Annotated in this window: 19 protein-coding genes; 14 read left to right on the top strand and 5 right to left on the bottom strand. The window is 63.8% G+C overall.

Annotation, left to right across the window (positions count from 1 at the left end; genetic code table 11):
• Nucleotides 1–111 precede the first annotated feature (111 nt).
• Together B9Z51_RS17530 and B9Z51_RS17525 are read left to right on the top strand one after the other, a co-directional pair.
• Nucleotides 112–1,644, top strand: a complete 1,533-nt coding sequence (locus tag B9Z51_RS17530) for a YifB family Mg chelatase-like AAA ATPase (protein WP_108376505.1) — start codon at nucleotides 112–114, stop codon at nucleotides 1,642–1,644.
• A 258-nt stretch (nucleotides 1,645–1,902) separates the two neighbouring features.
• Nucleotides 1,903–2,253: a hypothetical protein gene (locus tag B9Z51_RS17525; RefSeq protein ID WP_146187807.1), complete on the top strand. Its 351-nt coding sequence runs from the start codon at nucleotides 1,903–1,905 to the stop codon at nucleotides 2,251–2,253.
• Nucleotides 2,254–2,409: 156 nt separating this feature from the next.
• Here the strand turns inward: B9Z51_RS17525 and B9Z51_RS17520 are convergent, their stop codons facing one another.
• Together B9Z51_RS17520 and B9Z51_RS17515 are read right to left on the bottom strand one after the other, a co-directional pair.
• Nucleotides 2,410–3,405 (bottom strand): alpha-ketoacid dehydrogenase subunit beta, encoded by a 996-nt coding sequence (locus tag B9Z51_RS17520; protein ID WP_233255031.1) that lies wholly within the window; start codon nucleotides 3,403–3,405, stop codon nucleotides 2,410–2,412.
• Nucleotides 3,396–4,367: a thiamine pyrophosphate-dependent dehydrogenase E1 component subunit alpha gene (locus tag B9Z51_RS17515; protein ID WP_108376504.1), complete on the bottom strand. Its 972-nt coding sequence runs from the start codon at nucleotides 4,365–4,367 to the stop codon at nucleotides 3,396–3,398. Before B9Z51_RS17515 ends, B9Z51_RS17520 begins: the two co-directional genes overlap by 10 nt.
• A gap of 332 nt (nucleotides 4,368–4,699) precedes the next feature.
• Here B9Z51_RS17515 and B9Z51_RS17510 point away from each other — a divergent pair, with 332 nt between their 5' ends.
• The 6 genes from B9Z51_RS17510 (at nucleotide 4,700) to soxA (ending at nucleotide 10,205) form a co-directional block, all read left to right on the top strand.
• A complete protein-coding gene (locus tag B9Z51_RS17510; RefSeq protein ID WP_199227581.1) occupies nucleotides 4,700–5,158 on the top strand; it encodes a (2Fe-2S)-binding protein in 459 nt (152 codons plus the stop codon).
• The gene (locus B9Z51_RS17505; protein WP_108376452.1) at nucleotides 5,155–7,317 is read left to right on the top strand and encodes a xanthine dehydrogenase family protein molybdopterin-binding subunit; all 2,163 of its coding nucleotides are present in this window, start codon (nucleotides 5,155–5,157) and stop codon (nucleotides 7,315–7,317) included. Before B9Z51_RS17510 ends, B9Z51_RS17505 begins: the two co-directional genes overlap by 4 nt.
• Nucleotides 7,314–7,730, top strand: a complete 417-nt coding sequence (gene soxX, locus B9Z51_RS17500) for a sulfur oxidation c-type cytochrome SoxX (protein WP_108376451.1) — start codon at nucleotides 7,314–7,316, stop codon at nucleotides 7,728–7,730. The genes B9Z51_RS17505 and soxX overlap by 4 nt, the downstream gene beginning before the upstream one ends.
• The gene (locus B9Z51_RS17495) at nucleotides 7,727–8,224 is read left to right on the top strand and encodes a thiosulfate oxidation carrier protein SoxY (protein ID WP_108376450.1); all 498 of its coding nucleotides are present in this window, start codon (nucleotides 7,727–7,729) and stop codon (nucleotides 8,222–8,224) included. Before soxX ends, B9Z51_RS17495 begins: the two co-directional genes overlap by 4 nt.
• A complete protein-coding gene (soxZ, locus tag B9Z51_RS17490; RefSeq protein WP_108376449.1) occupies nucleotides 8,221–8,550 on the top strand; it encodes a thiosulfate oxidation carrier complex protein SoxZ in 330 nt (109 codons plus the stop codon). Before B9Z51_RS17495 ends, soxZ begins: the two co-directional genes overlap by 4 nt.
• Nucleotides 8,551–9,215: 665 nt before the next feature.
• Entirely contained in the window at nucleotides 9,216–10,205 is a 990-nt protein-coding gene (gene soxA / locus B9Z51_RS17485) for a sulfur oxidation c-type cytochrome SoxA (protein WP_233255030.1), read from the top strand.
• A 448-nt stretch (nucleotides 10,206–10,653) separates the two neighbouring features.
• Here soxA and B9Z51_RS17480 read toward each other — a convergent pair whose 3' ends face one another.
• Together B9Z51_RS17480 and recQ are read right to left on the bottom strand one after the other, a co-directional pair.
• Nucleotides 10,654–11,196, bottom strand: a complete 543-nt coding sequence (locus B9Z51_RS17480; protein ID WP_108376448.1) for a hemerythrin domain-containing protein — start codon at nucleotides 11,194–11,196, stop codon at nucleotides 10,654–10,656.
• Nucleotides 11,197–11,293: 97 nt separating this feature from the next.
• Nucleotides 11,294–13,153, bottom strand: a complete 1,860-nt coding sequence (gene recQ, locus B9Z51_RS17475; RefSeq protein ID WP_108376447.1) for a DNA helicase RecQ — start codon at nucleotides 13,151–13,153, stop codon at nucleotides 11,294–11,296.
• Nucleotides 13,154–13,420: 267 nt separating this feature from the next.
• Between recQ and queC the strand changes: the two genes are divergently transcribed.
• The 6 genes from queC to B9Z51_RS17440 all read left to right on the top strand — a co-directional run bounded on the left by queC (nucleotide 13,421) and on the right by B9Z51_RS17440 (nucleotide 21,460).
• A complete protein-coding gene (queC, locus tag B9Z51_RS17470) occupies nucleotides 13,421–14,140 on the top strand; it encodes a 7-cyano-7-deazaguanine synthase QueC (protein WP_108376446.1) in 720 nt (239 codons plus the stop codon).
• Between the two features lie 266 nt (nucleotides 14,141–14,406).
• Nucleotides 14,407–16,617 (top strand): catalase/peroxidase HPI, encoded by a 2,211-nt coding sequence (gene katG / locus B9Z51_RS17465; RefSeq protein ID WP_108376445.1) that lies wholly within the window; start codon nucleotides 14,407–14,409, stop codon nucleotides 16,615–16,617.
• Between the two features lie 453 nt (nucleotides 16,618–17,070).
• A complete protein-coding gene (locus tag B9Z51_RS17460; RefSeq protein WP_108376444.1) occupies nucleotides 17,071–18,117 on the top strand; it encodes a homocysteine S-methyltransferase family protein in 1,047 nt (348 codons plus the stop codon).
• A 198-nt stretch (nucleotides 18,118–18,315) separates the two neighbouring features.
• On the top strand, nucleotides 18,316–19,401 hold the full coding sequence (locus tag B9Z51_RS17455) for a CaiB/BaiF CoA-transferase family protein (RefSeq protein WP_108376443.1): 1,086 nt from the start codon (nucleotides 18,316–18,318) through the stop codon (nucleotides 19,399–19,401).
• A gap of 11 nt (nucleotides 19,402–19,412) precedes the next feature.
• A complete protein-coding gene (locus B9Z51_RS17450) occupies nucleotides 19,413–20,201 on the top strand; it encodes an enoyl-CoA hydratase/isomerase family protein (RefSeq protein WP_108376442.1) in 789 nt (262 codons plus the stop codon).
• A gap of 368 nt (nucleotides 20,202–20,569) precedes the next feature.
• Nucleotides 20,570–21,460 (top strand): SDR family oxidoreductase, encoded by an 891-nt coding sequence (locus tag B9Z51_RS17440; RefSeq protein ID WP_108376440.1) that lies wholly within the window; start codon nucleotides 20,570–20,572, stop codon nucleotides 21,458–21,460.
• A 1,023-nt stretch (nucleotides 21,461–22,483) separates the two neighbouring features.
• Here the strand turns inward: B9Z51_RS17440 and B9Z51_RS17435 are convergent.
• Nucleotides 22,484–25,171 carry a LuxR C-terminal-related transcriptional regulator gene (locus B9Z51_RS17435; protein WP_108376439.1) on the bottom strand — a complete coding sequence of 896 codons (2,688 nt, stop codon included), beginning with the start codon at nucleotides 25,169–25,171 and terminating at the stop codon, nucleotides 22,484–22,486.
• Nucleotides 25,172–25,277 lie beyond the last annotated feature (106 nt).

Genomic DNA, 25,277 nt, shown 5'->3' with positions numbered 1-25,277 from the left:
ACCCGTGCAATGGGGCGCTGTGCATGTTTGAATGGCATTCAAAACAAGTCGGTGCGGCGAGAGGGCATGCCCATGCACACGCCATGCACCAACATGGGGCAGGGAGGAAATATGAGTCTTTCTTTGGTGCACAGCCGTGCACTGGTGGGGTTGCAAGCGCCCGCCGTCACCGTGGAGGTGCATCTGGCCAACGGCCTGCCCAGCTTCACGCTGGTGGGCCTGGCCGATGTCGAGGTCAAGGAAGCCCGCGAGCGGGTGCGCTCGGCCTTGCAAAACAGCGGCCTGGAGTTTCCGCACAACAAACGCATCACCGTCAACCTGGCCCCGGCCGATCTGCCCAAAGACTCCGGACGCCTGGACTTGCCCATCGCGCTGGGCATTCTGGCGGCCAGCGGTCAAATCGACGCGGCCCGCCTGGCAGGCCATGAATTTGCGGGCGAATTGTCCTTGTCGGGCGAACTGCGCCCGGTGCGCGGCGCGCTGGCCATGAGCCTGGTGCTGCGTCAACAGAATGTGCGCACACGCTTGGTGCTGCCGCCGGGCAGCGCCGAAGAGGCCGCTTTGGTGCCCGACGCCGAAGTGTTTCGGGCCAGTCATCTGCTGGATGTGGTGCAGCAATTCCTGCCGCCTTCGAATGAAGCGCCGCCCGAGCCCGGCGAGGGCTGGGCACGCATGGCCGCCACCACGCCCAGCGCACCGCCACAGTACGCCGACTTGGCCGATGTGAAAGGACAGGCGGGCGTCAAGCGTGTGCTGGAAATCGCCGCAGCCGGAGGGCATTCACTGCTCATGGTCGGACCGCCAGGCTCGGGCAAGTCCATGCTGGCGCAACGCTTTGCGGGATTGCTGCCGCCGATGTCGGTCGAAGAAGCCCTGGAAGCAGCGGCAGTGGCCAGTCTGGGCGGGCGCTTTGAGCTGAACCGTTGGGCGCAGCGCCCCACAGGCCAGCCGCACCACTCAGCCAGCGCAGTGGCGCTGGTGGGCGGTGGATCGCCGCCCCGGCCTGGTGAAATCTCACTGGCCCACAACGGCGTTTTGTTTCTGGACGAATTGCCCGAATTCCCCCGCGCCGCCCTCGAAGCCCTGCGTGAGCCGCTGGAAACCGGCACCATCACCATCGCCCGTGCGGCCCGGCGAGCCGAGTTTCCGGCACGCTTTCAATTGATCGCCGCGATGAACCCCTGCCCTTGCGGCTACCTGGGCAGTGCTTCACGCAGTTGCCGCTGCTCACCGGATCAGATCAGCCGTTACCAGGGCAAGCTCAGCGGCCCCTTGTTGGACCGCATTGACCTGCACATCGAAGTGCCCAGCCTGCCCGCGCAAGACCTGCTGAACGCGCCGCCGGGCGAAAGTACTGAGGCCATTGCCGCCCGAAGTCTGGCCGCACGCCAGCGCGCGCTGACGCGGCAAGGCTGCGCCAACGCCGCGCTGCAAGGCCAGGCCATCGATGCGCAGGCCAAGTTGTCAGACACCGCTGCGGCACTGCTGCAAAAAGCGGCCACCAAGCTCGGCTGGAGCGGCCGCAGCACCCACCGCAGCCTGAAAGTCGCCCGCACGATCGCCGATTTGGCGGGCAGCGACACGATAGAAGCCGCCCATGTGGCCGAAGCCGTGCAGTACCGCCGGGTGCTCAAGGAGCAGTGAATCGGCTCAGTTCACCCTACGCCGTCACCACAAGCCACAAAGTCGCAGCTGAAGCCTCCGACCAACGAGAAATTTTGTAGGTCGGTGGCTTCAGCCCCGACAAGGGCCTGCGCCAAAGGCAACAAGCTTTGCATTCCAGCATCTTGCAAGGCAGTGACAACAGCTGCTTACAACTGATTCATGAAACCGACACGGACGGGTCAACTCAGCCGCATGCGGGCCGTTGAAGGTGAACACATCACTCCCGAGAGCCCGTCCATGAAAAAAATTCTCCAAGCCGCTGTCGTGACACTTTGCCTGGTGGCTGCCAGCGGCCACGCTCTGGCCGATGGCCCACGGGGCCATGGTCACCATGGTGGCGGATACCGCCATGGCTCTTCCGATTGGTTGGGACCTTTGATTGTTCTGGGCCTGGCGGGTGCGGCCATTGGTGCGGCCAGCAGCCAGCCCAGCTATGTGCAGCCTCAAGTGACTTATGTGTCGCCCCCTGTCAGCTACGTGCCTCCGTCCGCGTCCGCCAATGCCAGTTATTACTGCGGGTCGGTCGGCCAGTATTACCCCAACACCGCGCACTGCCCTGAAGGCTGGCAATTGGTTTACCCACGGTGAAACCTCGTCGAGGGCCATCTGCAGATTGATGGCCTTGTGGGCTACGGCACAGGCTCATGTCGGGGCTGAAGCCGCCGACCTGCAAATACCGCCCTCCGTAGGTCGGTACCTTCAGGTCCGACATGGTGGGTTTTGGCGCAAGGCTTTTTCGAGCGTTCAGTGGGTGGAACGCTTCATCGGCATCAGGCATTCCTGCGCCGCTGTCACGATCTGCTCGGCCGACACGCGGGCCACGGCTTCCAGAACTGGGGCGTAACCCACCGGGATGCGCGGTGCGCCCAGGCGCTTGACGCGCACGCCCAGGGTTTCGGCCACGGTGGCGGCGATTTCGGCGCCAAAGCCTGCGGCCTGAATCGCCTCGTGCACCACCAGCAGATGGCCTGTTTTGGCAGCAGACTTGAGCACCGTGTCGCGGTCCCAAGGCCACAGGGTGCGCAAATCAATCAGCTCAACCTGAACGCCCAAAGCTGCCAGTTGATCACACGCCGTTTGGCACACCTGCACCTGACGGCTCCAGCTGACCATCGTCAGGTGGTCACCCGGACGCAGCACAGCAGCTTTGCCCAAGGGCACTTGCACGCTCTCGTCTACCGCGCCTTCCAGGCCCCACAGGGTCTTGTGTTCCATATAGACCACCGGGTCACCACACTGCATGGCCGCGCGCAGCAACGAGTAGTTGTCTTGTACCGAGCCCGGACACACCACCACCAAGCCGGGCATGTGGGCAAACCAGGCTTCGAGGGACTGAGAATGTTGCGCGGCCGAGGCATCCCAGATGCCAATGGGCATGCGGGCCACCAGGGGCACGCGGCCCTGGCCGCCAAACATGTAACGGTTCTTGGCGGCCTGGTTGATGATTTCGTCCATGCCGCACAGGGCAAAGTCGACAACGCGCATCTCCACCACCGGTCGCATGCCCGCCAGCGCCATGCCCACGCCACCGCCCATGATGGCCGCTTCGCTGATCGGGGTGTCGATGATGCGGTGCGTGCCAAAGGTCTGTTGCAGGCCTTTGTATTGGCCAAAGATGCCGCCGCGGCCCACATCCTCGCCCAAGACCACCACGCGCTCGTCGGCTTCCATTTCTCGCTGCACGGCCAGCACGGCGGTCTGGCTGTATGTCATCGTGTTTGTCATCGTGTTCAAAACCATTGACCTTCTCCTGTGGTCTGGATGTCGGTGTAAGCGGCAGACACATCGGGCCAGGGCGCCTCGTCCGCTGCTTTCATGGCGGACTGAACTTCTGCCTGGGCTTGCTGGTCCATCTGGTCGCACGCCAGATCGCTGCTGCCTGCGGCCAGCAGGGCGCGGCGGGCGTTCTGGATGGGGTCGTTCTTCAGGGCTTCTTCAACTTCTCGGGGGTCGCGGTAAGCCGCCAGGTCCACCGACACATGGCCTTTGACCCGGTAGGTGAGCGCATGCAACAGTCGCGGCCCTTGGCCAGAGCGAATGGTCTGCACCAGCTCGGCGGCTTTCTCGTAAACGGCCCACACATCGTTGCCATCGACCTGGTGCGCTGCAATGCCCAGGCTTTCGCTGCGCGCCGAGGCACCCGGCCCGGCAATCATGGGGCCGCTGGCGGTGGTGGCGCTCCAGCGGTTGTCTTCACACACAAAGAGCACTGGCAAATGGTGCACCTGCGCCCAATTGAGGGCTTCGAGAAACGGCCCCCGGTTGGTGGCGCCATCGCCAAAAAAACACACGGTGATGTCGCTTCGCTTTTGCAATTTTTGGGCGTGCGCGGCGCCCACGGCAATGGGCAGGCCCGCTGCCACCACGCCGTTGGCCCCCAGCATGCCCACCGAAAAATCGGCAATGTGCATGGAGCCGCCTTTGCCCCCGTTAAACCCAGTGGCCTTGCCGTACAGCTCGCACATCATGCGGCTCAGGTCAGCCCCCTTGGCCAGGGTGTGGCCATGGCCTCGGTGGGTGGAGGTCAGGTAGTCACGCGGGGTGAGGTGGGCGCACACGCCTGCAGCCACACCCTCTTGCCCGGTGGACAGGTGCAAGGGGCCGCGCACTTTGGCGCTGCCGTCGGCGGTTTTGTTGTAGGCGCTGACGCCGCCTTGGCTCAAGACTTCGGCGGCGTTTTCAAAGGCACGGATGCGTGCCATGCACAGGTACAAATCGGCCAATGCGTCTTTTTTGGACAAAGTGGGCAATGGAGGTCTCCTGAAATGGAAATGCCCGGCAATTCAAGATACACAGGCTGCGCCCACTCTAAAGGGATTCAAGTTTTGGGCTTGCACGCAGGCGACAGCGCTTGTCGTGGGGGGTTGGTGGGGGCTACGCGCAGCGTTCGACCGTTTCAGCCGAACTGCCTCATCAGTCTCGGACGTGACTGTTCCGCAGGGCTTGGCCTTTGTCCTCGGTTGTTTCCCAGTTGCGCAATGGCGCGCATGGCGACACAGTCGCAGGCTGGGTGGATCAACTGGAGATTTCGCACATGAAACTGACCGTCAATGGGAAAAACCACACGCTCGATGCCGAGCCCGAAATGCCCTTGCTGTGGGCATTGCGCGACGAACTCGACATCAAGGGCCCCAAATTCGGTTGCGGCATCGCGCAATGCGGCGCCTGCACCGTGCTGCTCAATGGCGAGCCGGTGCGCTCATGCTCTTACCCCGTGTCGGCGGCGGTGGGGCAAAAAGTCATCACCATCGAAGGCCTGGACGACAAAGGCCGCCTGCACGCTGTGCAGCAAGCCTGGATTGACCACCAGGTGCCCCAATGCGGTTACTGCCAGGGCGGTCAGATGCTGGCCGCTGTGGCCCTGCTCAAGAAAAAGCCCAAGCCCACCGATGAAGACATCGACGCGGCCATGAGCAACATTTGCCGCTGTGGCACCTATGCCCGCATCCGCACCGCCATCCACGCCGCTGCCAAGAAAGGGACCCGCGCATGAGCACCCCGAACATGAACGCAGACCGCCGCCATTTCCTCAAAGTGTCCAGCAGCGCCTCAGCGGGCTTGTCGCTGGGCTTTTTTGTGCCCGAGCGGGCCAGCGCCGCCGATGTGCCGCAGCTGAACGTCTGGGTCGAGATCGAGCCGAACGACACCATCGTCATCCGCTACGCCCGCGCCGAAATGGGCCAAGGCAGCATGACCTCGGCGCCCATGATCATTGCTGATGAGCTGGATGCCGACTGGAAAAAAGTCCGTGTCGAGTACGCCACCGCCCACGACAACCTGCGCAGCAAACGCGCCTTTGGCGACATGGCCTCGGTGGGCAGCCGCACCATCCGCAACTCGCAAGCCTATTTGCGCCAGGCCGGTGCCACCGCACGGCACTTGCTGATCGCCGCCGCGGCCCAGCAATGGGGCGTGCCTGCCAGCGAATGCAAGGCTTCGCTGAGCAAAGTCACCCACGCCGCCAGCAAACGCAGCCTGAGCTATGGCCAACTGGCTGCAGCGGCTGCCAAGTTGGAGGCGCCTAAAGAAGTCGCGCTCAAAGACCCGAAAGACTGGACGCTGATCGGCAAGCCCATCGCCCGGGTGGACATTCCCGACATCGTGGTGGGCAAGATCAAATACGGCATTGACACCCAATTGCCCGGCATGCTGCATGCGGCGGTGGCCGCGTGCCCCGTGTTCAACGGCAAGGTCAAGAGCATGGACGCGTCCAAGGTGGAAAACCGCCGGGGCATCGTCAAGGTGCTGAACCTGGGTGAGTTCGTGGCCGTGGTGGCCGACAACTGGTGGCGCGCCAAAGAGGCCCTGCGCGAAGTGGCGGTCGAGTGGGACGTGGGTGAGCATGGCACGCTCAGCAGCGCGGCCATCATGGCCCACTTCAAGGCGGGCATGGAACAAGCCGAGCTGGCCGTGGCCCGCAACGATGGCAATGCGCCTGAGGCCTTGGGCAAGGCGGCCAAAGTGGTCGAGGCCGATTACTTCACGCCCTACCTGGCGCACGCCACCATGGAGCCCATGGTCTGCACCGCCTGGCTGCAAGGCGACAAGCTCGAAGTTTGGTCGTCCAGCCAAAACCCCGAGGCCACCCTGGCCGTGAGCGCGGCCACCGCAGGCGTGCCGCAGCCCAATGTGAAGGTCTACCCGGTGCAGCTGGGCGGCGGTCTGGGCCGCAAGAGCCCGCAAGACTTCACGCGCCAGGCGGTCATGATCGCCAAGGCCATGGCGGGCAAACCGGTCAAGATGCTCTGGACCCGCGAAGAAGAAATCCAGCACGGCCTGTACCGCCCGGCTAGCCTGATGCGTTTCAAGGGCGGTCTGGACGCCAGCGGCAAGGTCGATGCGCTGCACATCCGCGTGAGTGCCCCGTCCATTCTGGCCACCCTGCTCAAGTTGCCTTTGCCCAAGGGCATCGACGGCCAGGCGGTCGCCAGCTTCAATGACCACCCTTACGACATCCCCCACACCTTGGTCGATTACGCGCAGCGCAACACCAACGTGCCGGTGGGCTTTTGGCGCTCGGTGGGCCACTCGCAAAACCCGTACGGGCGCGAGTGCTTCATCGACGAGCTGGCGCAGGCCGCAGGCAAAGACCCGGTGGCCTTCCGCCTGGACATGCTGCCCAACAACGAAAAGTCCAAACGCGACCGCAGCATTCTGGAAGCCGTGACCAAGGCCGCAGGCTGGGGCAGCAAGCTGCCCGCAGGCGTGTTCCGGGGCGTGGCCGAAACCGAAGGCTATGGCAGCTGGACGGCCTGCGTGTGCGAGGTCTCGGTCAACGCCAAGAACGAGGTCAAGATCCACCGCGTGGTGATCGGCATCGACCCCGGCTATGCCGTCAACCCCGACAACATCGTGGCCCAGTTCCAGGGCAGCGTGGTGCACGGTCTTTCGGCCATTTTCTGGGGCGAAAACACCATCAAGGAAGGCCGTGTCGAGCAATCGAACTTCCACGACTACCGCATGATGCGTCTGAACGAAATGCCCAAGGTCGAGGTGGTGATCGCGCCCACGGGCGGCTTCTGGGGCGGTGTGGGCGAACCTGCCCAGGCCCCGCTGGCACCCGCCTTGGTCAACGCCATTTCTGCCGCTTTGGGCAAACGCATCCGCTCTTTGCCCCTGAAGAACCACGGGCTGAGCTTGGCCCGCGCATGAAAAACCTCGCAGCTGGACTGGCCCTGGGCCTGGCTGGCTGCGCGGCTTGGGCGCAGGATCAGCCATCGCAAGGCCCGGCCTCGCCCGAGCGGGGCCGGGCCTTGCTGCTGCAAAGGCAAGACACGGGCTGTGTGCTGTGCCACCAAATCCAGGGTTTGCCCGCAGGCGGTGCGCTGGGGCCGTCCTTGCACGGACTGGCTGAGCGCAGCTCGCCTGCGCAAGCCCGCGAGCGCATTGCCGATGCGCGGCGCTTCAACCCGCAAACCATCATGCCTGCCTACCTGAGCACTGAGGACCTGCACAATGTGGCAGCCCCTTACCGGGGGCAAACCGTTTTGACCCCGCAGGCGGTGGACGACATCGTCAGCTATTTGTTCGCCAAGCCCGGCGGCGCTTTGGGGGCCACGCCATGAAGCGGGTGCAAACCCCACCTCACCTCACACGCCGTCTTTGGCTGCAGCACGGTGCACGCCTGGGGCTGGCCTGGGCGGCCTTGCAGGCTTGGCCCGCACGCGCCCAAAAGATGGAGTCCGGTCGGCTGTTGAGCCTGTCAGAAATGCTCGATCCGATCACCCAAGGCGCTTCGGTACGCGAGCTGGGCGTGACCCTTACCGCCCCCATCCTGGCCGACAACGGCTCTTTGGTGCCCATGACGGTGCAGGTGCAAAGCCCCATGACCGCAGCTGACCATGTGACGCATCTGTACCTGCTGTCGCAGCGCAACCCGGTCACGCGCATGGCGTTGTTCAAGCTGGGCCCGTGGAATGGCCGCGCCGAAGTCAGCACACGCGTGCGCCTGGCGGGCAGTCAGGTGGTGGTGGCTCTGGCGCGCTTGTCCAGCGGCGAATTCCGCTACGGCCAGATGGACATCATCGTCACCGAGTCGTCTTGTGTGGACGCCTCATGAACCTCGCCCGCATGCAATGGCCCGAACGCATCACGGCCGGTGAGGTGGTCAAGGTGCGCCTCTTGGTGCAGCACCCGATGGACACCGGTTACCTGCAAGACCTGCTGGGCAAACTGGTGCCGCGCAACGTGATCCGGCAGCTGACGTGCACGCTGGGGCCGCAAGAGGTGTTCCGGGTCGAGCCTTCGTCGGGCATCGCGGCCAATCCGCTGTTTGAGTTTTTTGTGCGTGCCACCGAAACCGCCGAGATGCACGTCGAATGGCTGGACGATCGCGGCAACCGGGGCGAATTCCGGCAAACCATGACGGTGCTTGCCGCCAGGTGAGCCCGATGAAAGCGAAACAGTGGCTCGCAAGTCTGTCGTGGCATCGCCTTTCTTGTAGGTCGGCACGCGAAGAGTCCGACATCTGCCCCATGAGCATCGACGGTGAAAAAAAGCCTCACCACTCGATCCCCCCAATGTCGGGGTCTGCGACCACCGACCTACAAGGGCGCAGCGAGGCATTGGATCATCGGCATTCTCGTAGGTCGGTACTCGAAGAGTCCGACATCTGCCCCATGAGCATCGACGGTGAAAAAAAGCCTCACCACTCGATCCCCCCAATGTCGGGGTCTGCGACCACCGACCTACAAGGGCTCAGCGAGGCGTTGGATCATCGGCATTCTCGCAGGTCGGTACTCGAAGAGTCCGACATCTGCCCCATGAGCATCGACGGTGAAAAAAAGCCTCACCACTCGATCCCCCCAATGTCGGGGTCTGCGACCACCGACCTACAAGGGCGCAGCGAGGCATTGGATCATCGGCATTCCCGCAGGTCGGTACTCGAAGAGTCCGACATCTGCCCCATGAGCATCGACGGTGAAAAAAAGCCTCACCACTCGATCCCCCCAATGTCGGGGTCTGCGACCACCGACCTACAAGGGCTCAGCGAGGCATTGGATCATCGGCATTCTCGTAGGTCGGTACTCGAAGAGTCCGACATTGGCCCGATGAGCATCCAAGGCCAAAAACAGCGTTACGGCTCGATCCCCCCAATGTCGGGGTCTGCGACCACCGACCTACAAGGGCGCAGCGATGATTTGGATCACACGTATTCCCGCAGGTCGGTACTCGAAGAGTCCGACATTGGCCCGCAGCCCACAAGTGCCTCATCGGGAGCAAGGTTGAAGGTCTTGGCGTTTTCGGCTGCCGGGTGGGCCTTGGCGCTGGCGGGCATTTGGGGCTTGGTGGGCAGTTCTGTCGCGGTGGCCCAGCCGCAGCCTGTGCGCTTTTTGCCCATGGCACAACTCAAATCGGGTCTGTATTTTTCAGGCAAGGATGTGCAGGCCTTGCAAGCCGATGAGTTTGCCAACCCGGCGCAGCTGTGGCTGAGCCAAGGCGCGGCGATGTGGCGCCGTGCCAGCGTGGCTAACGGCCAATCGTGTTTCAGCTGCCATGGTGATGTGGCCCGCCTGCAAGGGGTGGCCACGCGCTACCCTGCCATCGAAACCGCCAGCGGGCGCCTCTTCAATCTGGAGGATCGCATCAACCACTGCACCACACGGCACCAGCAGACCCCGCCGTTGGCCCCGGAGTCGGATGCCTTGCTGGGCTTGACGCTGCTGGTGACACAAGCCTCCAAAGGTTTGCCGCTGCGCGTGGACATCGGCGGTGCTACCTTGCCCCATTGGCAAGCGGGTGCCGCCTTGTTCGCCCGTCGCCAGGGCCAGCTGAACCTGTCTTGCGCCCAATGCCACGACCAGAATTTTGGCCAGCGCCTGTACACCGACCCCTTGAGCCAGGGCCAGCCCAACGGCTACCCTGTGTACCGGCTGGAATGGCAAAAAACCGGCTCGCTGGAGCGGCGCTTGCGCAGCTGCTTTGCGGGCATTCGCGCAGAAATTCCGCCCTGGGGCGCCCTCGAGATGCGTCAGCTGGCGCTTTACCTCATGTGGCGCGGCGAGGGCTTGCCTATCGAAGTGCCCGCGGTGCGCAAGTGAGCACCATTTCATGCCATCCCCTCGCAGCACCTAATACCCGCTTCCGAGGGGGTTGCGTGTAGTTTGTTGGACGGTGGTCGAAGAGCCTGACGTCGGGAGGTTGACCGATCGTGTTCTTGCTGTCGTTGGCGGGGAATCGGGCAAATGTCGGGATCTGCGAGTGCCGACCAGCGAGGACCCGGTAATTTGTAGGTCGGTGGTCGAAGACCCCGACATCTGGTTGATTGCCCTGTCACGCCATTTTTTGAGCGACATGGGTTCCTCGGGCACAGCGTCGGACTCTGAGAGTGCCGACCTGCAAAACCCATGCACCGTGTACCAATCCGCCAAGTCCATTGCCCCATGCCTTGGCCCACCACGTTCATGACATGGCCAAGTTTGTAGGTCGGAGGTTTCAATCCCGTGATGGGCCTGCACCGAAGCCAAACAGCATCGGCGCTGGCGGAAATCAGTTGGGGTATTTGGCGCGCAGTTTTTTCAGTTCGGCATGCATTGCGTCGTGCTGCCCTGGCCCCATGACCTTGTCTTCGTACACATCAAATGCCTGTGCCAGTTCGGTTTGTTGCTTGACTGTCAAAAGGCGATCGGCCATCGGGAACAGGATGGTGTTTTCCTTGTCGATGTGGGCCAGCAGTAATGTTGTGTAGGCACGTGCCGCCTCGTGAAACTCCACGAGTTTGAGCTCGGGGTGCAATGCGGCTTGCATGTTGGCCAAGTGCTGGCGGCCTTGGGCATGTTCGTCCAGCATGCGCTGGATAGGGGCCTGTGTTTGCGCCGGGTCTTCGGCCTGCATGGCCGGGAACAAGACACGTTCTTCCTTGCCGTGGTGGCAGGTGTCTCCAAATGCTTTCAGAAAATCGGTCACGGTGGACAGATCCTGGATGTCCGTGATCTGCTCTGCGGTAATGCGTTCATCCATCCGGGACAGGATTTTCAGCGCCAGTGCGATGGTGTCGTGTTCCTGCCTGAGGGTGTCGATGGCGTTGTGCATGGCATTTTCCTCTGGGGCTCATCGTGCTTGGGTTCAAGCCATCCAGTCTAGGGACGTACCATGCACAAGTCTGTGCGCCAGCCAGCATAAACCGGCGCTACAACCCGGTTTCAAGTTGGCCCTTGCAAACTTTCAGGACCTGCGCACCATAGGCTTCGAGCTTCTTCACCCCCAGCCCGCTGATGCCTTGGAGGTCTGACAGGCTTTGCGGGGCGTGTTCGGCAATGGCGGCCAGCGTGGCGTCGTGGAAGATCACATACGCAGGCAGGTTGTGCTCTTTGGCCACCTCGGCGCGCCAGGCCTTGAGGTTGATGTAACGCACCATCGCGTCTTGCCCCAAATTGGCCGCTGCGGGTGGGGGGGCGCTGCGCGTTCGGCTGCGTTTGTCGCCACGCTGGCTGGTGCTTTGGCGCAACTGCACGGGCACATCGCCTTTGAGCACGCCACGCGAGGCTTCGGTCAGGTGCAAGGTGCTGAAACCCTCTTCGGTGTGCACATGCAGCGCACCAATGGCGATCAGCTGGCGCATCACGGCGCGCAGTTGCTGTTCGCTGTAATCGGCGCCCAGGCCAAAGGTGCTGATGCTTTCGTGGCCGCGCTGCGCCACCTTGTCGGTCTTTTTGCCGCGCACGATGTCCATGGTATGGCCCGCGCCAAAGCTGTGGCCGCTGCTTTGGTGTGTGCGGTAGACGGTGGACAGCAGCTTGCGGGCCGCGTCGGTGCCGTCCCACACCTGGGGTGGGTGCAGGCAGTTGTCGCAGTTGCCGCAGGGCGTGCTGGGCTCGCCAAAGTAGCCCAAAAGCCGCACGCGGCGGCAGTCGGTCGCTTCAGCCAGGGCAAGCAGCGCGTCGAGCTTGCCGCGCATGACCTGCTTGAACTCTTCACCCGCCGGACTCTCGTCGATCATGCGGCGCTGGTTCACCACGTCTTGCAGGCCATAGGCCATCCACGCGTCCGACGCCAGGCCATCGCGCCCGGCGCGGCCCGTCTCCTGGTAATAGCCTTCGATGTTTTTGGGCATGTCCAGGTGCGCCACAAAGCGCACATCGGGCTTGTCGATGCCCATGCCAAAAGCCACCGTGGCGACCATCACCACGCCTTCTTCGCGCAGGAACTCGTTCTGGTGCCGTTGGCGCACCGCGGCGTCCAGCCCCGCGTGGTAAGGCAGCGCATGGATGCCCGACTCGCACAACATGGCCGCCACCTCTTCCACCCGCTTGCGCGACTGGCAATACACCACGCCCGCTTCTTCGGGGTGCTCGCGCTCGATGAATCGCAGCAGCTGTGTGCTGGCGTCTTTTTTCTCGACGATGGTGTAGCGGATGTTGGGGCGGTCAAAGCTGCTGATGAACAGCTCGGCGCTTTCCAGCTGCAGCCGCTCGACGATGTCGGCGCGGGTCAGCGCATCGGCCGTGGCCGTGAGCGCCACACGCGGCACGCTGGGGTAGCGCTCGTGCAGCACCGAGAGCCCTCGGTACTCGGGCCGGAAATCGTGGCCCCACTGGCTCACGCAATGCGCTTCGTCAATCGCAAACAGGCTCAGCAGCCCGCGCTCGAGCAGCGAATCCATCTGGGCCAGAAAGCGGGCGTTGGTCACGCGCTCAGGGGCCGCGTACAGCAAAGTGATCTCGCCGCGCAGCAAACGGCGTTCGATGTCGCTGGCTTCTTCGCTGGTCAGGGTGGAGTTCAGAAATGCGGCACTCACGCCTGCCTCGTGCAGCGCGCCCACCTGGTCGTGCATCAGCGCGATCAGCGGCGACACCACCACCGTGATGCCGTGCCCCGCCCGCTGGCGCGCAATGGCTGGCACCTGATAGCACAGCGACTTGCCTCCGCCCGTGGGCATGAGCACCAGCGCATCGCCCCCGGCAGCCACATGGTCAATGATGGCTTGCTGCGGACCGCGAAAGGCGTCGTAGCCAAAAACTTCGCGCAGGATGGGCAGGTGGGGGGACAAAAACGGACTCTGTGACAGCAAAACAGCCGATATTGTGCGCGAAGCCACGCCAAGTCTCTTGCACGTCGGCACGCGCTGAGTCCGACAAAAGCCTGAGCAAGCAACCTAGCCGACATGGGGCATGAGCGCCCATCCCACCCAACGTCGGGGTCTGCGACCGCCGACCTACGCATGGCCTCATCGTGCGGCACGGGTCAATCACGCACATGTCGGGGTCTGCGACCGCCGACCTACGCATGGACATACCCATGCACTACCATTGCCGCCATGCACACCTGCGCCCTTGTTCTTTTCTCCGGTGGTCAAGATTCGACCACCTGCCTGGCCCATGCTTTGTCGCGTTACGAGCGCGTCGAAACCCTGGCGTTTGACTACGGTCAGCGACACAAGGTAGAGCTGGACGCCCGCCTCAACGTGCTGGCGGCGATCAAGGCTCGGTTCCCGCACTGGGCGCCCAAAATGGGCGAAGACCATTTGCTGGACGCGGGCATCCTGGGTCAGATCAGCGAGACATCATTGACCCGCGACACCGCCATCGAAATGGAAAGCTCGGGTCTGCCCAACACCTTTGTGCCGGGGCGCAACCTGCTGTTTCTCACTTTGGCGGCGGCGCTCGCTTATCGCCGGGGTTTGCAGGTCATCGTCACGGGTGTGTGCGAGACCGACTTTTCAGGCTACCCCGACTGCCGCGACGACACCATGAAAGCCATGCAGGTCGCTTTGTCGCTGGGCATGGACCGCAAGCTGCTGATCGAAACCCCGCTCATGTGGATCGACAAGGCCCAAACCTGGCAGCTGGCGCATGACTTGGGCGAAAAGGCCGATGCTTCAGGCGGTGGTCAGGCGCTGGTCGATTTGATCGTGGAGCACACCCACACCTGCTACCTGGGCGACCGCACCCACCGCCATGACTGGGGTTATGGCTGTGGCCACTGCCCTGCTTGCCAGCTGCGGGCGTCGGGCTTTGGACGCTGGAACGCTGGCTGAGCCTTGAAGAGGCAAGTGCCCCTTCAAGGCCATGCGGCTCTGAAAGATCAAATTCTGCACCCCATAGTTTTTGTAAATATAAGTAATAAAATTAATTTAATCGTAAAAGCTAATTAATATTTTTATACTGAGCACTCCTCGTTTTATCGGAGTTCCTCATGACCATCACTGCCTACCCTGATACCACCCAGCCTCTGTGGGTGGAAGTGCTTGCCGCGATGGCCCAAGCTTTCTGATCAGACTTTATTGACATACCGGATAGAAATATGACTACCCCTTCCACTGCCAAATGCCCTTTCCACGCAGCGACTGGCGCGCGTTCCACACATGGCGCGCGATCCAATGCCGATTGGTGGCCCAACCAGTTGAACCTGGCCATCTTGCACCAGCACCAGCCGGTCTCCAACCCCATGGACCCGGATTTCAATTACGCCGAGGCCTTCAAAAAGCTCGACTTTGCCGCGCTCAAACAAGACATGGTCGCGGTCATGACCGATTCGCAAGACTGGTGGCCGGCTGATTGGGGCCACTACGGCGGCTTGTTCATCCGTTTGGCCTGGCACAGCGCAGGCACCTACCGCACGGCCGATGGTCGCGGCGGCGCCAGCACCGGCAACCAGCGCTTTGCGCCGCTCAACAGCTGGCCCGACAACGGCAACCTCGACAAGGCACGTCGTTTGCTGTGGCCGCTCAAGCAAAAGTATGGCAACGCCATCTCTTGGGCTGACTTGTATGTGTTGGCGGGCAATGTGGCCATGGAAACCATGGGCTTCAAGACCTTTGGTTTCGGCGGTGGTCGCCAAGACATCTGGGCACCCGAAGAAGACGTCTCCTGGGGTGCCGAAAAACAATGGCTGGCCACCAGCGACAAGCCGGACAGCCGTTACAGCGGTGACCGCGAACTGGCCAACCCCCTGGCCGCAGTGCAGATGGGCTTGATCTATGTGAACCCGGAAGGCCCGGACGGCAAACCCGATCCGGTGGCCAGTGGCCGCGACGTGCGCGAAACCTTCGCCCGCATGGCCATGGACGACTACGAAACCGTGGCGCTGATCGCTGGCGGACACACGTTTGGCAAGGCCCACGGCGCAGGTGACCCCCAGCTGGTCGGCCCCGAACCCGAAGCCGCCCCCATGGAAGCCATGGGTTTTGGCTGGATCAACCAGCACGGCAGCGGCAAAGGCGCTGACACCACCACCAGCGGCATCGAAGGCGCCTGGAAACCCAACCCCACCACCTGGGACATGGGTTATTTCAAAGTGCTGTTCAAGTACGAGTGGGAACTGGTCAAGAGCCCCTCGGGCGCGCACCAGTGGCTGGCCAAGGACGTGGCCGATGAAGACCTGGTGGCCGATGCCCACATCCCCGGCAAGAAACACCGCCCGATGATGACCACGGCCGACCTTTCGCTGCGCATGGACCCCGCTTACGAAAAAATCTCGCGCCACTTCCAGGCTCATCCCGACGAGTTTGCTGACGCCTACGCCCGTGCGTGGTTCAAGCTGACGCACCGCGACATGGGACCCAAGTCTTTGTACCTCGGCCCTGAAGTGCCCGCAGAAGACCTGATCTGGCAAGACCCGGTGCCCGCCGTTCAGCACCCCTTGATCGACGCCCAAGACGCCGCCGCACTCCAAGCGCAGGTCTTGGCCTCGGGCTTGACGGTCAGCGAGTTGGTGTCCACCGCCTGGGCCTCGGCCAGCACCTTCCGCAGCTCGGACAAGCGCGGCGGTGCCAACGGCGCCCGCATTCGCCTGGCCCCTCAGCGCAACTGGGAAGTCAACCAGCCTGAGCAACTGGGCAAGGTCTTGGCCGTGCTGGAAGGCATTCAGCAAGCCTTCAACGCGGCGCAAACGGGCGGTAAGCAAGTTTCGATGGCCGACTTGGTCGTGCTGGCGGGCAATGCCGCTGTCGAAGCCGCAGCGCGTGCAGCCGGTCATGCCGTGAATGTGCCGTTCCACCCTGGCCGCACCGATGCCACGCCCGAGCAAACCGATGCCGAGTCATTTGCCGTGCTCGAAGCAGAGGCCGATGGCTTTCGCAACTACCGCAAACAGGCCTACAGCGTCTCGCCCGAAGCCATGTTGCTGGACAAAGCCCAGCTGCTCACCCTCAGCGCCCCTGAAATGGCGGTGCTGGTGGCCGGTCTTCGCGTGCTGGGTGCCAACCACGGCGGCAGCGCACAAGGCGTGTTCACACAGCGGCCTGGCCAGCTGACCCCTGACTTTTTCGTCAACCTGGTCGACATGTCCACCGCTTGGACACCCGTGGGCGACAACCGCTATGAAGGCCGCGACCGCCAGAGTGGCGCGGTCAAGTGGACAGCAACCCGCGTGGACTTGGTCTTTGGCTCCAACTCACAGCTGCGCGCCCTGGCCGAGGTCTATGCGCAAAACGACAACCAGACCAAGTTCGTGCGTGATTTCGTCAGCGCGTGGACCAAAGTCATGGAACTGGACCGCTTCGATCTGAAGTGAGTCTTTGTGGTGGGCGCCGCTTGTGCGCCTGCTGATGGATCCGGAACCCCGCAAATGTCGGGGTCTTCGACCACCGACCTACGAAACACCGCCATCTCGTAGGTCGGCACTCGCAGAGTCCGACATTTGCCCGAACACGCACATGCCCATGTCAGGGCGGTACGGGCAAATCACGCAAATGTCGGGGTCTTTGACCACCGACCTACAAATCACCGCCATCTCGTAGGTCGGCACTCGCAGAGTCCGACATTTGCCCGAACACGCACATGCCCATGTCAGGGCGGTACGGGCAAATCACGCAAATGTCAGGGTCTTCGACCGCCTACCTACCAATCACCGCCATCTCGTAGGTCGGCACTCGCAGAGTCCGACATGATGGGTTTTGGCGCTGGCCCGGATCAATAGAAATCCAGTCCCTGCGGGCAGCCGCAGGGACTTTTTTACAATGTGGCGATGAAACACCTGACCTACACCCGCGCCCAAGCGCTGCCCGAGATTCTGAAAACCCGCATCGCCATCCTCGACGGGGCCATGGGCACCATGATCCAGCGCTTCAAATTGTCCGAGGCCGACTACCGGGGTGAGCGTTTCAAGGACTTTCCCAAAGACGTCAAGGGCAACAACGAGCTGCTGAGCCTGACCCGCCCCGAAGTGATCCGCGACATCCACGAAGGCTACTTGGCCGCCGGGGCCGACCTGATCGAGACCAACACCTTTGGCGCGACCACGGTGGCCCAGGCCGACTACGACATGCAGCACCTGGCCCGCGAGATGAACCTGCAATCCGCCAAAATAGCCCGCGCTGCTTGCGACAAGTTCTCCACCCCCGACAAGCCCCGCTTTGTGGTCGGCGCTTTGGGCCCCACGCCCAAAACCGCCAGCATCAGCCCCGACGTGAACGACGCTGGTGCCCGCAACGTGACCTTTGAAGAGCTGCGCGCAGCCTATTACGAACAAGTCGAAGCCTTGGTCGAAGGCGGCTCCGACGTGCTGCTGGTCGAAACGATTTTTGACACGCTCAACGCCAAGGCCGCGTTGTTTGCCATTGAAGAATTCTTTGAAGCCAGCGACCAGCGCCTGCCCCTGATCATCAGCGGCACCGTGACCGATGCTTCGGGCCGCATCCTGAGTGGCCAGACTGTGACGGCGTTTTGGCACAGCGTGCGCCACGCCCAGCCCCTGGCCATTGGCCTGAACTGCGCTTTAGGTGCCACGCTGATGCGCCCCTACATTCAAGAGTTGAACAAGGTCGCGGGCGACACGTTTATCAGCTGCTACCCCAACGCCGGTTTGCCCAACCCCATGAGCGACACCGGTTTTGACGAAACGCCCGAGGTGACCAGCCGCCTGCTGCATGAATTTGCCGCCGAAGGCCTGGTCAACATCGTGGGCGGCTGCTGCGGCACCACGCCCGAGCACATCGGCGCGATCAGCCAAGCGGTTGGCCCGCTGGCACCGCGCAACGTGCACGGTGGGTTCTTCTACAAAGAAGCGGCTTGAACTGACCCTGTGGGAGCGGCGCCCTCGCCGCGAAAGACCACTGCTGGACCCAAGCCATCGCCCTGGGGCGGGCTCCCACGGCACACCATTGGCCGACCTGCTCGTGTACGACATCGTCTGAAAAGACGATGTGCAGCCGCAAGCTCTGCGGCACCATGACCCTCAGAACGCGCCCTCTGGCGCACATGAGGTGGATGCATGGCTGGACCCTTGACAGGCATGAAAGTGATCGAGATGGCCGGGCTTGGCCCTGGACCGTTTTGCGCCATGGTGCTGGCCGATCTGGGCGCCGATGTGGTGCGCGTGGCCCGACCGGGCGTAGCCCCCGACCCTATGGATGTGCTGGCCCGCAGCCGCACAGTGCTCAACCTGGACCTGCGCGACCCGCAAGCCGTGCAGGAGGTGCTGGCACTGGTGGCCCAAGCCGATGTGCTGATCGAAGGCTTTCGCCCGGGTGTGATGGAACGCCTGGGTCTGGGTCCGGACGTGTGCCTGGCCCGCCAGCCCCGGCTGGTGTACGGGCGCATGACCGGCTGGGGTCAACACGGGCCGCTTTCGCATGCCGCCGGACACGACATCAACTACATCGCCATCAGCGGCGCGCTGCACGCGATTGGCCGCGATGGCGAGGCCCCAGTGCCCCCGCTCAACTATGTGGGTGACTTTGGCGGTGGGGCCATGCTGTTGGCTGTGGGCATTTTGGCCGCGCTCCATGAAACCCAGCGCTCGGGCCAGGGGCAGGTGATCGACGCGGCCATGACCGATGGCGCAGCCTTGCTGTCGTCCATGATGTACGGCTTCAAGGCGGCAGGTCAGTGGAGCAACCACCGGGGCGACAACATGCTCGACGGTGGCGCTTTCTTCTACGACACCTATGCCTGCGCCGATGGCCGCCATGTGGCCGTGGGCGCCATCGAGCCGCAGTTTTATGCCCTGCTGCGCGAGAAGTGCGGCATCGCCAACGACCCGGTGTTCGACGCGCAGATGGACCGCCAGGCCTGGCCCGTGCTGAAGCTGCGGTTGGCCGAGGTGTTTCGCACCCGCACCCGCGACGAGTGGTGCGCTTTGCTGGAAGGCACCGACGCCTGCTTTGCCCCTGTGCTCGATTGGGACGAAGCGCCAGAACACCCCCACAACCGTGCGCGCCAAACCTTCACCCACCTGCAAGGCGTGTTGCAGCCCGCGCCCGCACCGCGCTTTGACCGCACACCGGCCGATGCGCCGCACGCCAGCGCAGTGTCCACCCCGGATGCCGTGCGTGCACGTTGGCAAGCCGCTGTTTGAAAGACCACCCCATGCAAGACATCTTGGAGAGCGAAGAAAGCGGCGGCGTGCTGCGCCTGACCATGAACCGCCCCGAGCGGCTCAACGCTTTGAACCCCGCGCTGGCCACGGCACTGCGCGAGTGCTTTCAGGGCCTGTACCGGCGCACCGACATCCGCGTGGTCATCCTGCAAGGCGCCGGACCCAGCTTTTGCGCGGGCCTGGACCTCAAAGAGCAACCCGGCAAGGACGTTGGCACCAGCGACATGCTGGCCGTGCAGTACAGCATCCGCGACATCATGCTGGCCATGCGGCGCTGCCCGCAACCCATCATCAGCATCGTGCAGGGCGCGGCCAGTGGTGGTGGTTTTGCGTTGGCGCTGGCCTCTGACATCCGGCTGGCCACGCCCGAGGCCCGCATGAACGCGTCGTTTTTGCGCATCGGCCTGACGGGCTGCGACATGGGCGTGAGCTATTTTCTGCCGCGCATGGTGGGCAGCTCGGTAGCGGCCCAGTACCTGTTGACCGGGCGTTTCATGGACGCGCAGCGTGCCCACGGGCTGGGCTTGGTGAGCATGGTGGCCCCCTTGCCCGACTTGCAGCAAGAGGCGCAGGCCCTGGCCGACGACATGCTGCGCACCACACCGCTGGGCTTGCGCTTCACCAAAGAGGCGCTGGGCCTGAGCCTGGACATGGGCAGCCTGGAAGCCGTGATGGCCATGGAAGACCGACAACAAATCCTGTGCACCCAAACCGACGATTTTCAGGAAGGCATGCAAGCCTTCTTGCAAAAACGCCCGCCGCACTACACCGGCCAATGACCCATGCCCAACATGTCGGCGCATGCCCCCCGTAGGTCGGCGGCTTCAGCCCCGACAGGTGCCCACGCCCAACCCCATGTCCCCCGTAGGTCGGCGGCTTCAGCCCCGACAGGTGCCCACGCCCAACCCCATGCCCCCCGTAGGTCGGCGGCTTCAGCCCCGACAAGAGCCCACGCCCAACCCCATGCCCCCCGTAGGTCGGCGGCTTCAGCCCCGACAAGTGCCCGCGCCCAACCCCATGTCCCCCGTAGGTCGGCGGCTTTAGCCCCGACAGGTGCCTTCGCCAAACCAGTAACGTCGGGGCTGAAGCCACCGACCTACGAATACCCAACGCCCCACCATTTCCAACGTCTTCACAAGGACCCTTCATGACACTCGATGACCTGATTTACAAACCCGGTTTGTTGGCCGGCCAGCGCGTGCTGGTCACGGGCGGCGGCACGGGCCTGGGCCGCGTGATGAGCGAGGCTTTGCTGCTGCTGGGCGCCGAGATCCACATCTGCGGGCGGCGCGGCGCGGTGGTCGAACAAACCGCCAGCGAGTTGATGGCCCAGCACGGCGGGCGCGTGGTGCCCTGGGTCTGTGATATCCGCAGCGACGAAGCCATCCAGGCCATGCTCGACGCCATCTGGCAAACGCACGGCGCGCTCGACGGGCTCATCAACAACGCGGCGGGCAATTTTGTGAGCCGCACCGAAGACCTGTCGTCCCGCGCCTTCGATGCGATTGCCAACATCGTGTTTCGCGGCAGCTTTTACATGACGCTCGAATGCGGCAAGCGCTGGCTGGCCGAGGGGCGCCGGGCATCGGTGATCTCCATCCTCACCACCTGGGTGTGGAACGGCTCGGCCTTCACCGTGCCCTCGGCCATGGCCAAGGCGGGGCTCAACGCCATGACGCAGTCGCTGGCGGTGGAGTGGGGCGGGCGCGGTATCCGCCTGAACGCCATCGCGCCGGGCCTGTTCCCGACAGAGGGCATGAGCGCCCGCCTGAACCCGGGCGGCGGCGAGCACAAAGCCGTGGGCAACCCCATGGGCCGCACGGGCCGCATGCCCGAGCTGGCCAATCTGGCGGTGTTTTTGATGGGGCCAGGCTCGGATTTCCTGAACGGCCAGACGATTGCCATCGACGGCGCGCAGTACCAGGCCACGGGCGGCAACTTTGCGCATTTGTCCAGCTGGACCGACACCGACTGGCAAAACGCCCGCGACAACATCGCGCAAAAAAACGCCTCCGACCGGAGGCAGCGCCAAGCCTAAAAGCTGTCCACGCCATAGCCCATGTCCTCCGTAGGTCGGCGGCTTCAGCCCCGACAGGTGCCCACGCCGAAGCCCATGTCCCCGTAGGTCGGCGGCTTCAGCCCCGACAGGTGCCCACGCCGAAGCCCATGTCCCCGTAGGTCGGCGGCTTCAGCCCCGACAGGTGCCCACGCCGAAGCCCATGTCCCCGTAGGTCGGCGGCTTCAGCCCCGACAGGTGCCCACGCCGAAGCCCATGTCCCCGTAGGTCGGCGGCTTCAGCCCCGACAGGTGCCCACGCCGAAGCCCATGTCCCCGTAGGTCGGCGGCTTCAGCCCCGACAGGTGCCCACGCCGAAGCCCATGTCCCCGTAGGTCGGCGGCTTCAGCCCCGACAGGTGCCCACGCCGAAGCCCATGTCCCCGTAGGTCGGCGGCTTCAGCCCCGACAGGTGCCCACGCCGAAGCCCATGTCCCCGTAGGTCGGCGGCTTCAGCCCCGACAGGTGCCCACGCCGAAGCCCATGTCCCCGTAGGTCGGCGGCTTCAGCCCCGACAGGTGCCTTCGCCGAAGCCCATGTCCCCGTAGGTCGGCGGCTTCAGCCCCGACAAGTGCCCACGCCGGAGCCCATGTCCCCGTAGGTCGGCGGCTTCAGCCCCGACAGGTGCCCACGCCGAAGCCCATGTCCCCGTAGGTCGGCGGCTTCAGCCCCGACAGGTGCCTTCGCCGAAGCCACATGTCCCCGTAGGTCGGCGGCTTCAGCCCCGACAAGTGCCCACGCCGGAGCCCATGTCCCCGTAGGTCGGCGGCTTCAGCCCCGACAGGTGCCCACGCCGAAGCCCATGTCCCCGTAGGTCGGCGGCTTCAGCCCCGACATGTGCCTGCGCCAAACCAGTAACGTCGGGGCTGAAGCCGCCGACCTACGAATACCACAAGAGCCCACGCCAAACCAGTAACGTCGGGGCTAAAGCCACCGACCTACGAACACCACAAAGGCCCACGCTCAACCCACAACGTCGGGGCTGAAGCCGCCGACCTGCGAACACCTCAAGCAATCAGCCCCAAACGCCTTGCTATCGCCACAGCCTGTGTGCGGCTGTGGGCGTCGAGTTTCATGTTGATGTTGCGCAAATGCGTGCGCACCGTGCTGTCCGAGACGAAGAGTTTTTCGGCCATGGCGCTGTTGGAGTAACCCTCGACCAACAACTGCAGCACGCGGATTTCTTTGCGCGTGAGCGGCTCGAGCGGCCCTTGTGTTGGCGCGGGCATTTTGTCCACATCGACCGGTAAGGGGCCAAAGGCTTGCACCAGGCGCTGCAAATGGTCGCCCATCAGCGGGTCACGCACTGCGCTGCTGTTGTGCTGTGCCTGGTAGCGCAGCACCAAGGCCCCCAGGGCCGGGCCTTCGTCCAGGATCTGCCGCATGAAGCCTTCCTGGCTGGACCATTGCAGCGCGCTGCCCAGAGTCGACAAGGCGGCGGGTGTATCGCCCACGCGGTGCAGCGCCAAGGCGCGCAGCAAGCGCAAGCTGAGCATCCGTCGCTGGCGTGCGGCGACCACCGCTGCGTCCAGTTCGGCATCGACCAGTCGCAGCGCGTTTTCGGCATCACCAAACGTGATGTCCCAGCGGATGCGGGCCAGCGCCATGTATTCGATGTCGTTGGCCAGCAGGCGCTGGCCTTGTTCACGTTGCCACACGGCGGGGTCGTTGGCCCTGTCCAGCTCGTCGTGCGCCGCAGTGCCGTGGCCTTGCAGCAGCAGCAGGCGGGCGCGCTCGAGCTTGGCGCTCACCACCACGCGGGGCAGCTTGCGCTGGTGCCCCAGGTATTCGAGTTCGGTGATGGCTTGCCAGGCGGCATCCACATCTCCCTGAATGAAGGCGATGCGCGAGCGCATGGCGTGGCTCAAAATCATGTGGTCGGGCAGACCCACATCGCGGGCCACAGGCAAGTACACGTTGAGCAGGTGGTCGGCTTCGTCGAGCGCGTTGGCTTCGTAGACGATGCTGGCGTACAGCACGCCCGCCCAGGCGTTGCCGTGGGTGTGCAGCAGGTTCACCGCATGCGTGGCGTCCACCGCCAGCCGAAAGCGCGCACTGGCCTGGCGCAGGCGCCCCTGTTGCAAATCGAGCAAGCCCTCGGTCGATTCGCTGTACATGCGGTTGAAGGTGCTGTTGTCGCTGTGCTGCTTTTTGGCGGCGTCCAGCAGCTGTTGCGCTTGCCGGGGTTGCCCTGCCATGGCCGTGGTGTGCGCCATGGCGTTGAGCAAGGTGGTGTCTGCAAAGTGGTTGCCGGTGGGCAGCCGCTCCAGCGCCTGGCGTCCAGCGGCCAGGGCTTCTTCGTTGCGGTCCTGCATGGCCAGCAGCAGCGGGCGCACGCACATCGCGTCGCTTTGAAAGCGCGTGTCCAGCAGGCCAGTGGCTTCTTGCTGTTCAAGCATGTCCATGGCGCTCCAGGGGCCACGCGTGAAACCGGTCGCCCACACCGCGGCCATCACCAGTCGCGGGCGCTGCCGCAGCTCGGCGGCAGGCAGGCTGCTGCACCAGCGGTACAGCATGCGCATGCGGCCTTGTTCCAGAAAGTCTTCGGCGTGCTGCTCCAGCAATTGCATGGCCAGCGGAAAGTCACCGCCCTCGATGGCGTGCTCGATCGCGGGCACCGGTCGGCCTTGTGACTCGTACCAGCCGGAGGCCGCCAAGTGCAGCCGGGCCACATCATCCGGATGTTCATGCTGCAGTTGCTGGCGCAGGTGGTCGGCAAACAGGCTGTGGTAGCGCCAGGTGGGCAGTTCGCTGGCCACCGGGGTCAAAAACAGGTGGTCGGCGTCCAGCTGCTGCAAGAGGGCCGCGCAGTCGACATGCGGGTTGAGGGCGGCGCACACCGAGGCGTCGAGCTGCCTCAAGATGCTGGTGCGCAGCAAAAATCGCCGCGTGGTGGCCGGTTGCCTGGCCAGCACGTCTTCGGCCAGGTAGTCGGCCACGGCCCGGTTCGAGCCCGAAAACCGGGTCACAAAATCTTCCGGGTTCACCGCGCCATCCAGCGCCATCGCGGCCAGCCACAAGGCGGCCACCCAGCCTTCGGTTTTTTCGTGCAAGCGAAACAGCTGGTCACTGCTGAGCTTGTGGGGGTGTGGGCGCTGCTCAAAAAAACGGGCGGTGTCTTGCAGGCTGAAGCGCAGACGCTCGGCGTCGATCTCGATCAGCTGGCCGCGCACCCGCAGGCGCGCCAGGCCAATTTGCGGCAGACTGCGCGAGCCGATCACCAGCAAGCCCTGGCGCGGCAGGTGGTGCGCAATCTCACGCACGATGCTCAGCAGCGACGCTTCGTGGATGGCCTCGAACTCGTCCAGAAACAACGCAAACGGCGTGTCGATGCGCGACAAGGCCTGCACCGTGTCGTTGCCCGGCAGGCCCAGCTGCCGCACGGCGGTGTCCAGGCAGTTCAGAAAACGCGAAACGTCGTTGTCGGCCCGGTCCAGGGTCAGCCAGGCGGTGGCCACGCCAGCATCTTCCAGACGCACGCGCGCCTGCATCATGGCGGTGGTCTTGCCAAAACCGGCCGGGGCCCGCACCAGCACCAGTTGCCCGGCGCCCCGGCAGATCGTCTCGCACAGGCCAGCGCGCGCCACCTGCGAGGCGTCATGGGCGGGGGGGTTGAACTTGCTTTCAAGACCCAACGTGATGGCGCTGGATGCTGTCAGGCTGGTCAGGGCGGCGGGTTCGCTGGGGGACGGCATGTGGCGGTGAAGTAGATGGTTTTCATTATCACCTTGGGCTTGTGGCTGACAGGTCACCGGTTTGTCATGTGGCAAGTGCCTGCGCCGGAGGCTGCAAGGTCATAAC

The organism is Limnohabitans sp. T6-5, from assembly GCF_003063315.1.
Classification (GTDB): Bacteria; Pseudomonadota; Gammaproteobacteria; order Burkholderiales; family Burkholderiaceae_C; genus Limnohabitans_A.
This window is presented reverse-complemented; position numbering and strand designations above follow the sequence as displayed.

Excerpts from the sequence above, each read along its gene's own strand:
- B9Z51_RS17480 (WP_108376448.1), bottom strand. The coding sequence starts at position 11,196 with ATGCACAACGCCATCGACACCCTCAGGCAGGAACACGACACCATCGCA.
- B9Z51_RS17495 (WP_108376450.1), top strand. The coding sequence starts at position 7,727 with ATGAAGCGGGTGCAAACCCCACCTCACCTCACACGCCGTCTTTGGCTG.
- B9Z51_RS17525 (WP_146187807.1), top strand. The coding sequence starts at position 1,903 with ATGAAAAAAATTCTCCAAGCCGCTGTCGTGACACTTTGCCTGGTGGCT.
- queC (WP_108376446.1), top strand. The coding sequence starts at position 13,421 with ATGCACACCTGCGCCCTTGTTCTTTTCTCCGGTGGTCAAGATTCGACC.
- B9Z51_RS17440 (WP_108376440.1), top strand. The coding sequence starts at position 20,570 with ATGACACTCGATGACCTGATTTACAAACCCGGTTTGTTGGCCGGCCAG.
- soxX (WP_108376451.1), top strand. The coding sequence starts at position 7,314 with ATGAAAAACCTCGCAGCTGGACTGGCCCTGGGCCTGGCTGGCTGCGCG.
- B9Z51_RS17520 (WP_233255031.1), bottom strand. The coding sequence starts at position 3,405 with ATGGTTTTGAACACGATGACAAACACGATGACATACAGCCAGACCGCC.
- soxA (WP_233255030.1), top strand. The coding sequence starts at position 9,216 with ATGAGCATCCAAGGCCAAAAACAGCGTTACGGCTCGATCCCCCCAATG.
- B9Z51_RS17515 (WP_108376504.1), bottom strand. The coding sequence starts at position 4,367 with ATGGCACGCATCCGTGCCTTTGAAAACGCCGCCGAAGTCTTGAGCCAA.
- soxZ (WP_108376449.1), top strand. The coding sequence starts at position 8,221 with ATGAACCTCGCCCGCATGCAATGGCCCGAACGCATCACGGCCGGTGAG.
- B9Z51_RS17455 (WP_108376443.1), top strand. The coding sequence starts at position 18,316 with ATGGCTGGACCCTTGACAGGCATGAAAGTGATCGAGATGGCCGGGCTT.
- B9Z51_RS17530 (WP_108376505.1), top strand. The coding sequence starts at position 112 with ATGAGTCTTTCTTTGGTGCACAGCCGTGCACTGGTGGGGTTGCAAGCG.
- B9Z51_RS17510 (WP_199227581.1), top strand. The coding sequence starts at position 4,700 with ATGAAACTGACCGTCAATGGGAAAAACCACACGCTCGATGCCGAGCCC.
- B9Z51_RS17435 (WP_108376439.1), bottom strand. The coding sequence starts at position 25,171 with ATGCCGTCCCCCAGCGAACCCGCCGCCCTGACCAGCCTGACAGCATCC.
- B9Z51_RS17505 (WP_108376452.1), top strand. The coding sequence starts at position 5,155 with ATGAGCACCCCGAACATGAACGCAGACCGCCGCCATTTCCTCAAAGTG.
- B9Z51_RS17450 (WP_108376442.1), top strand. The coding sequence starts at position 19,413 with ATGCAAGACATCTTGGAGAGCGAAGAAAGCGGCGGCGTGCTGCGCCTG.
- katG (WP_108376445.1), top strand. The coding sequence starts at position 14,407 with ATGACTACCCCTTCCACTGCCAAATGCCCTTTCCACGCAGCGACTGGC.
- B9Z51_RS17460 (WP_108376444.1), top strand. The coding sequence starts at position 17,071 with ATGAAACACCTGACCTACACCCGCGCCCAAGCGCTGCCCGAGATTCTG.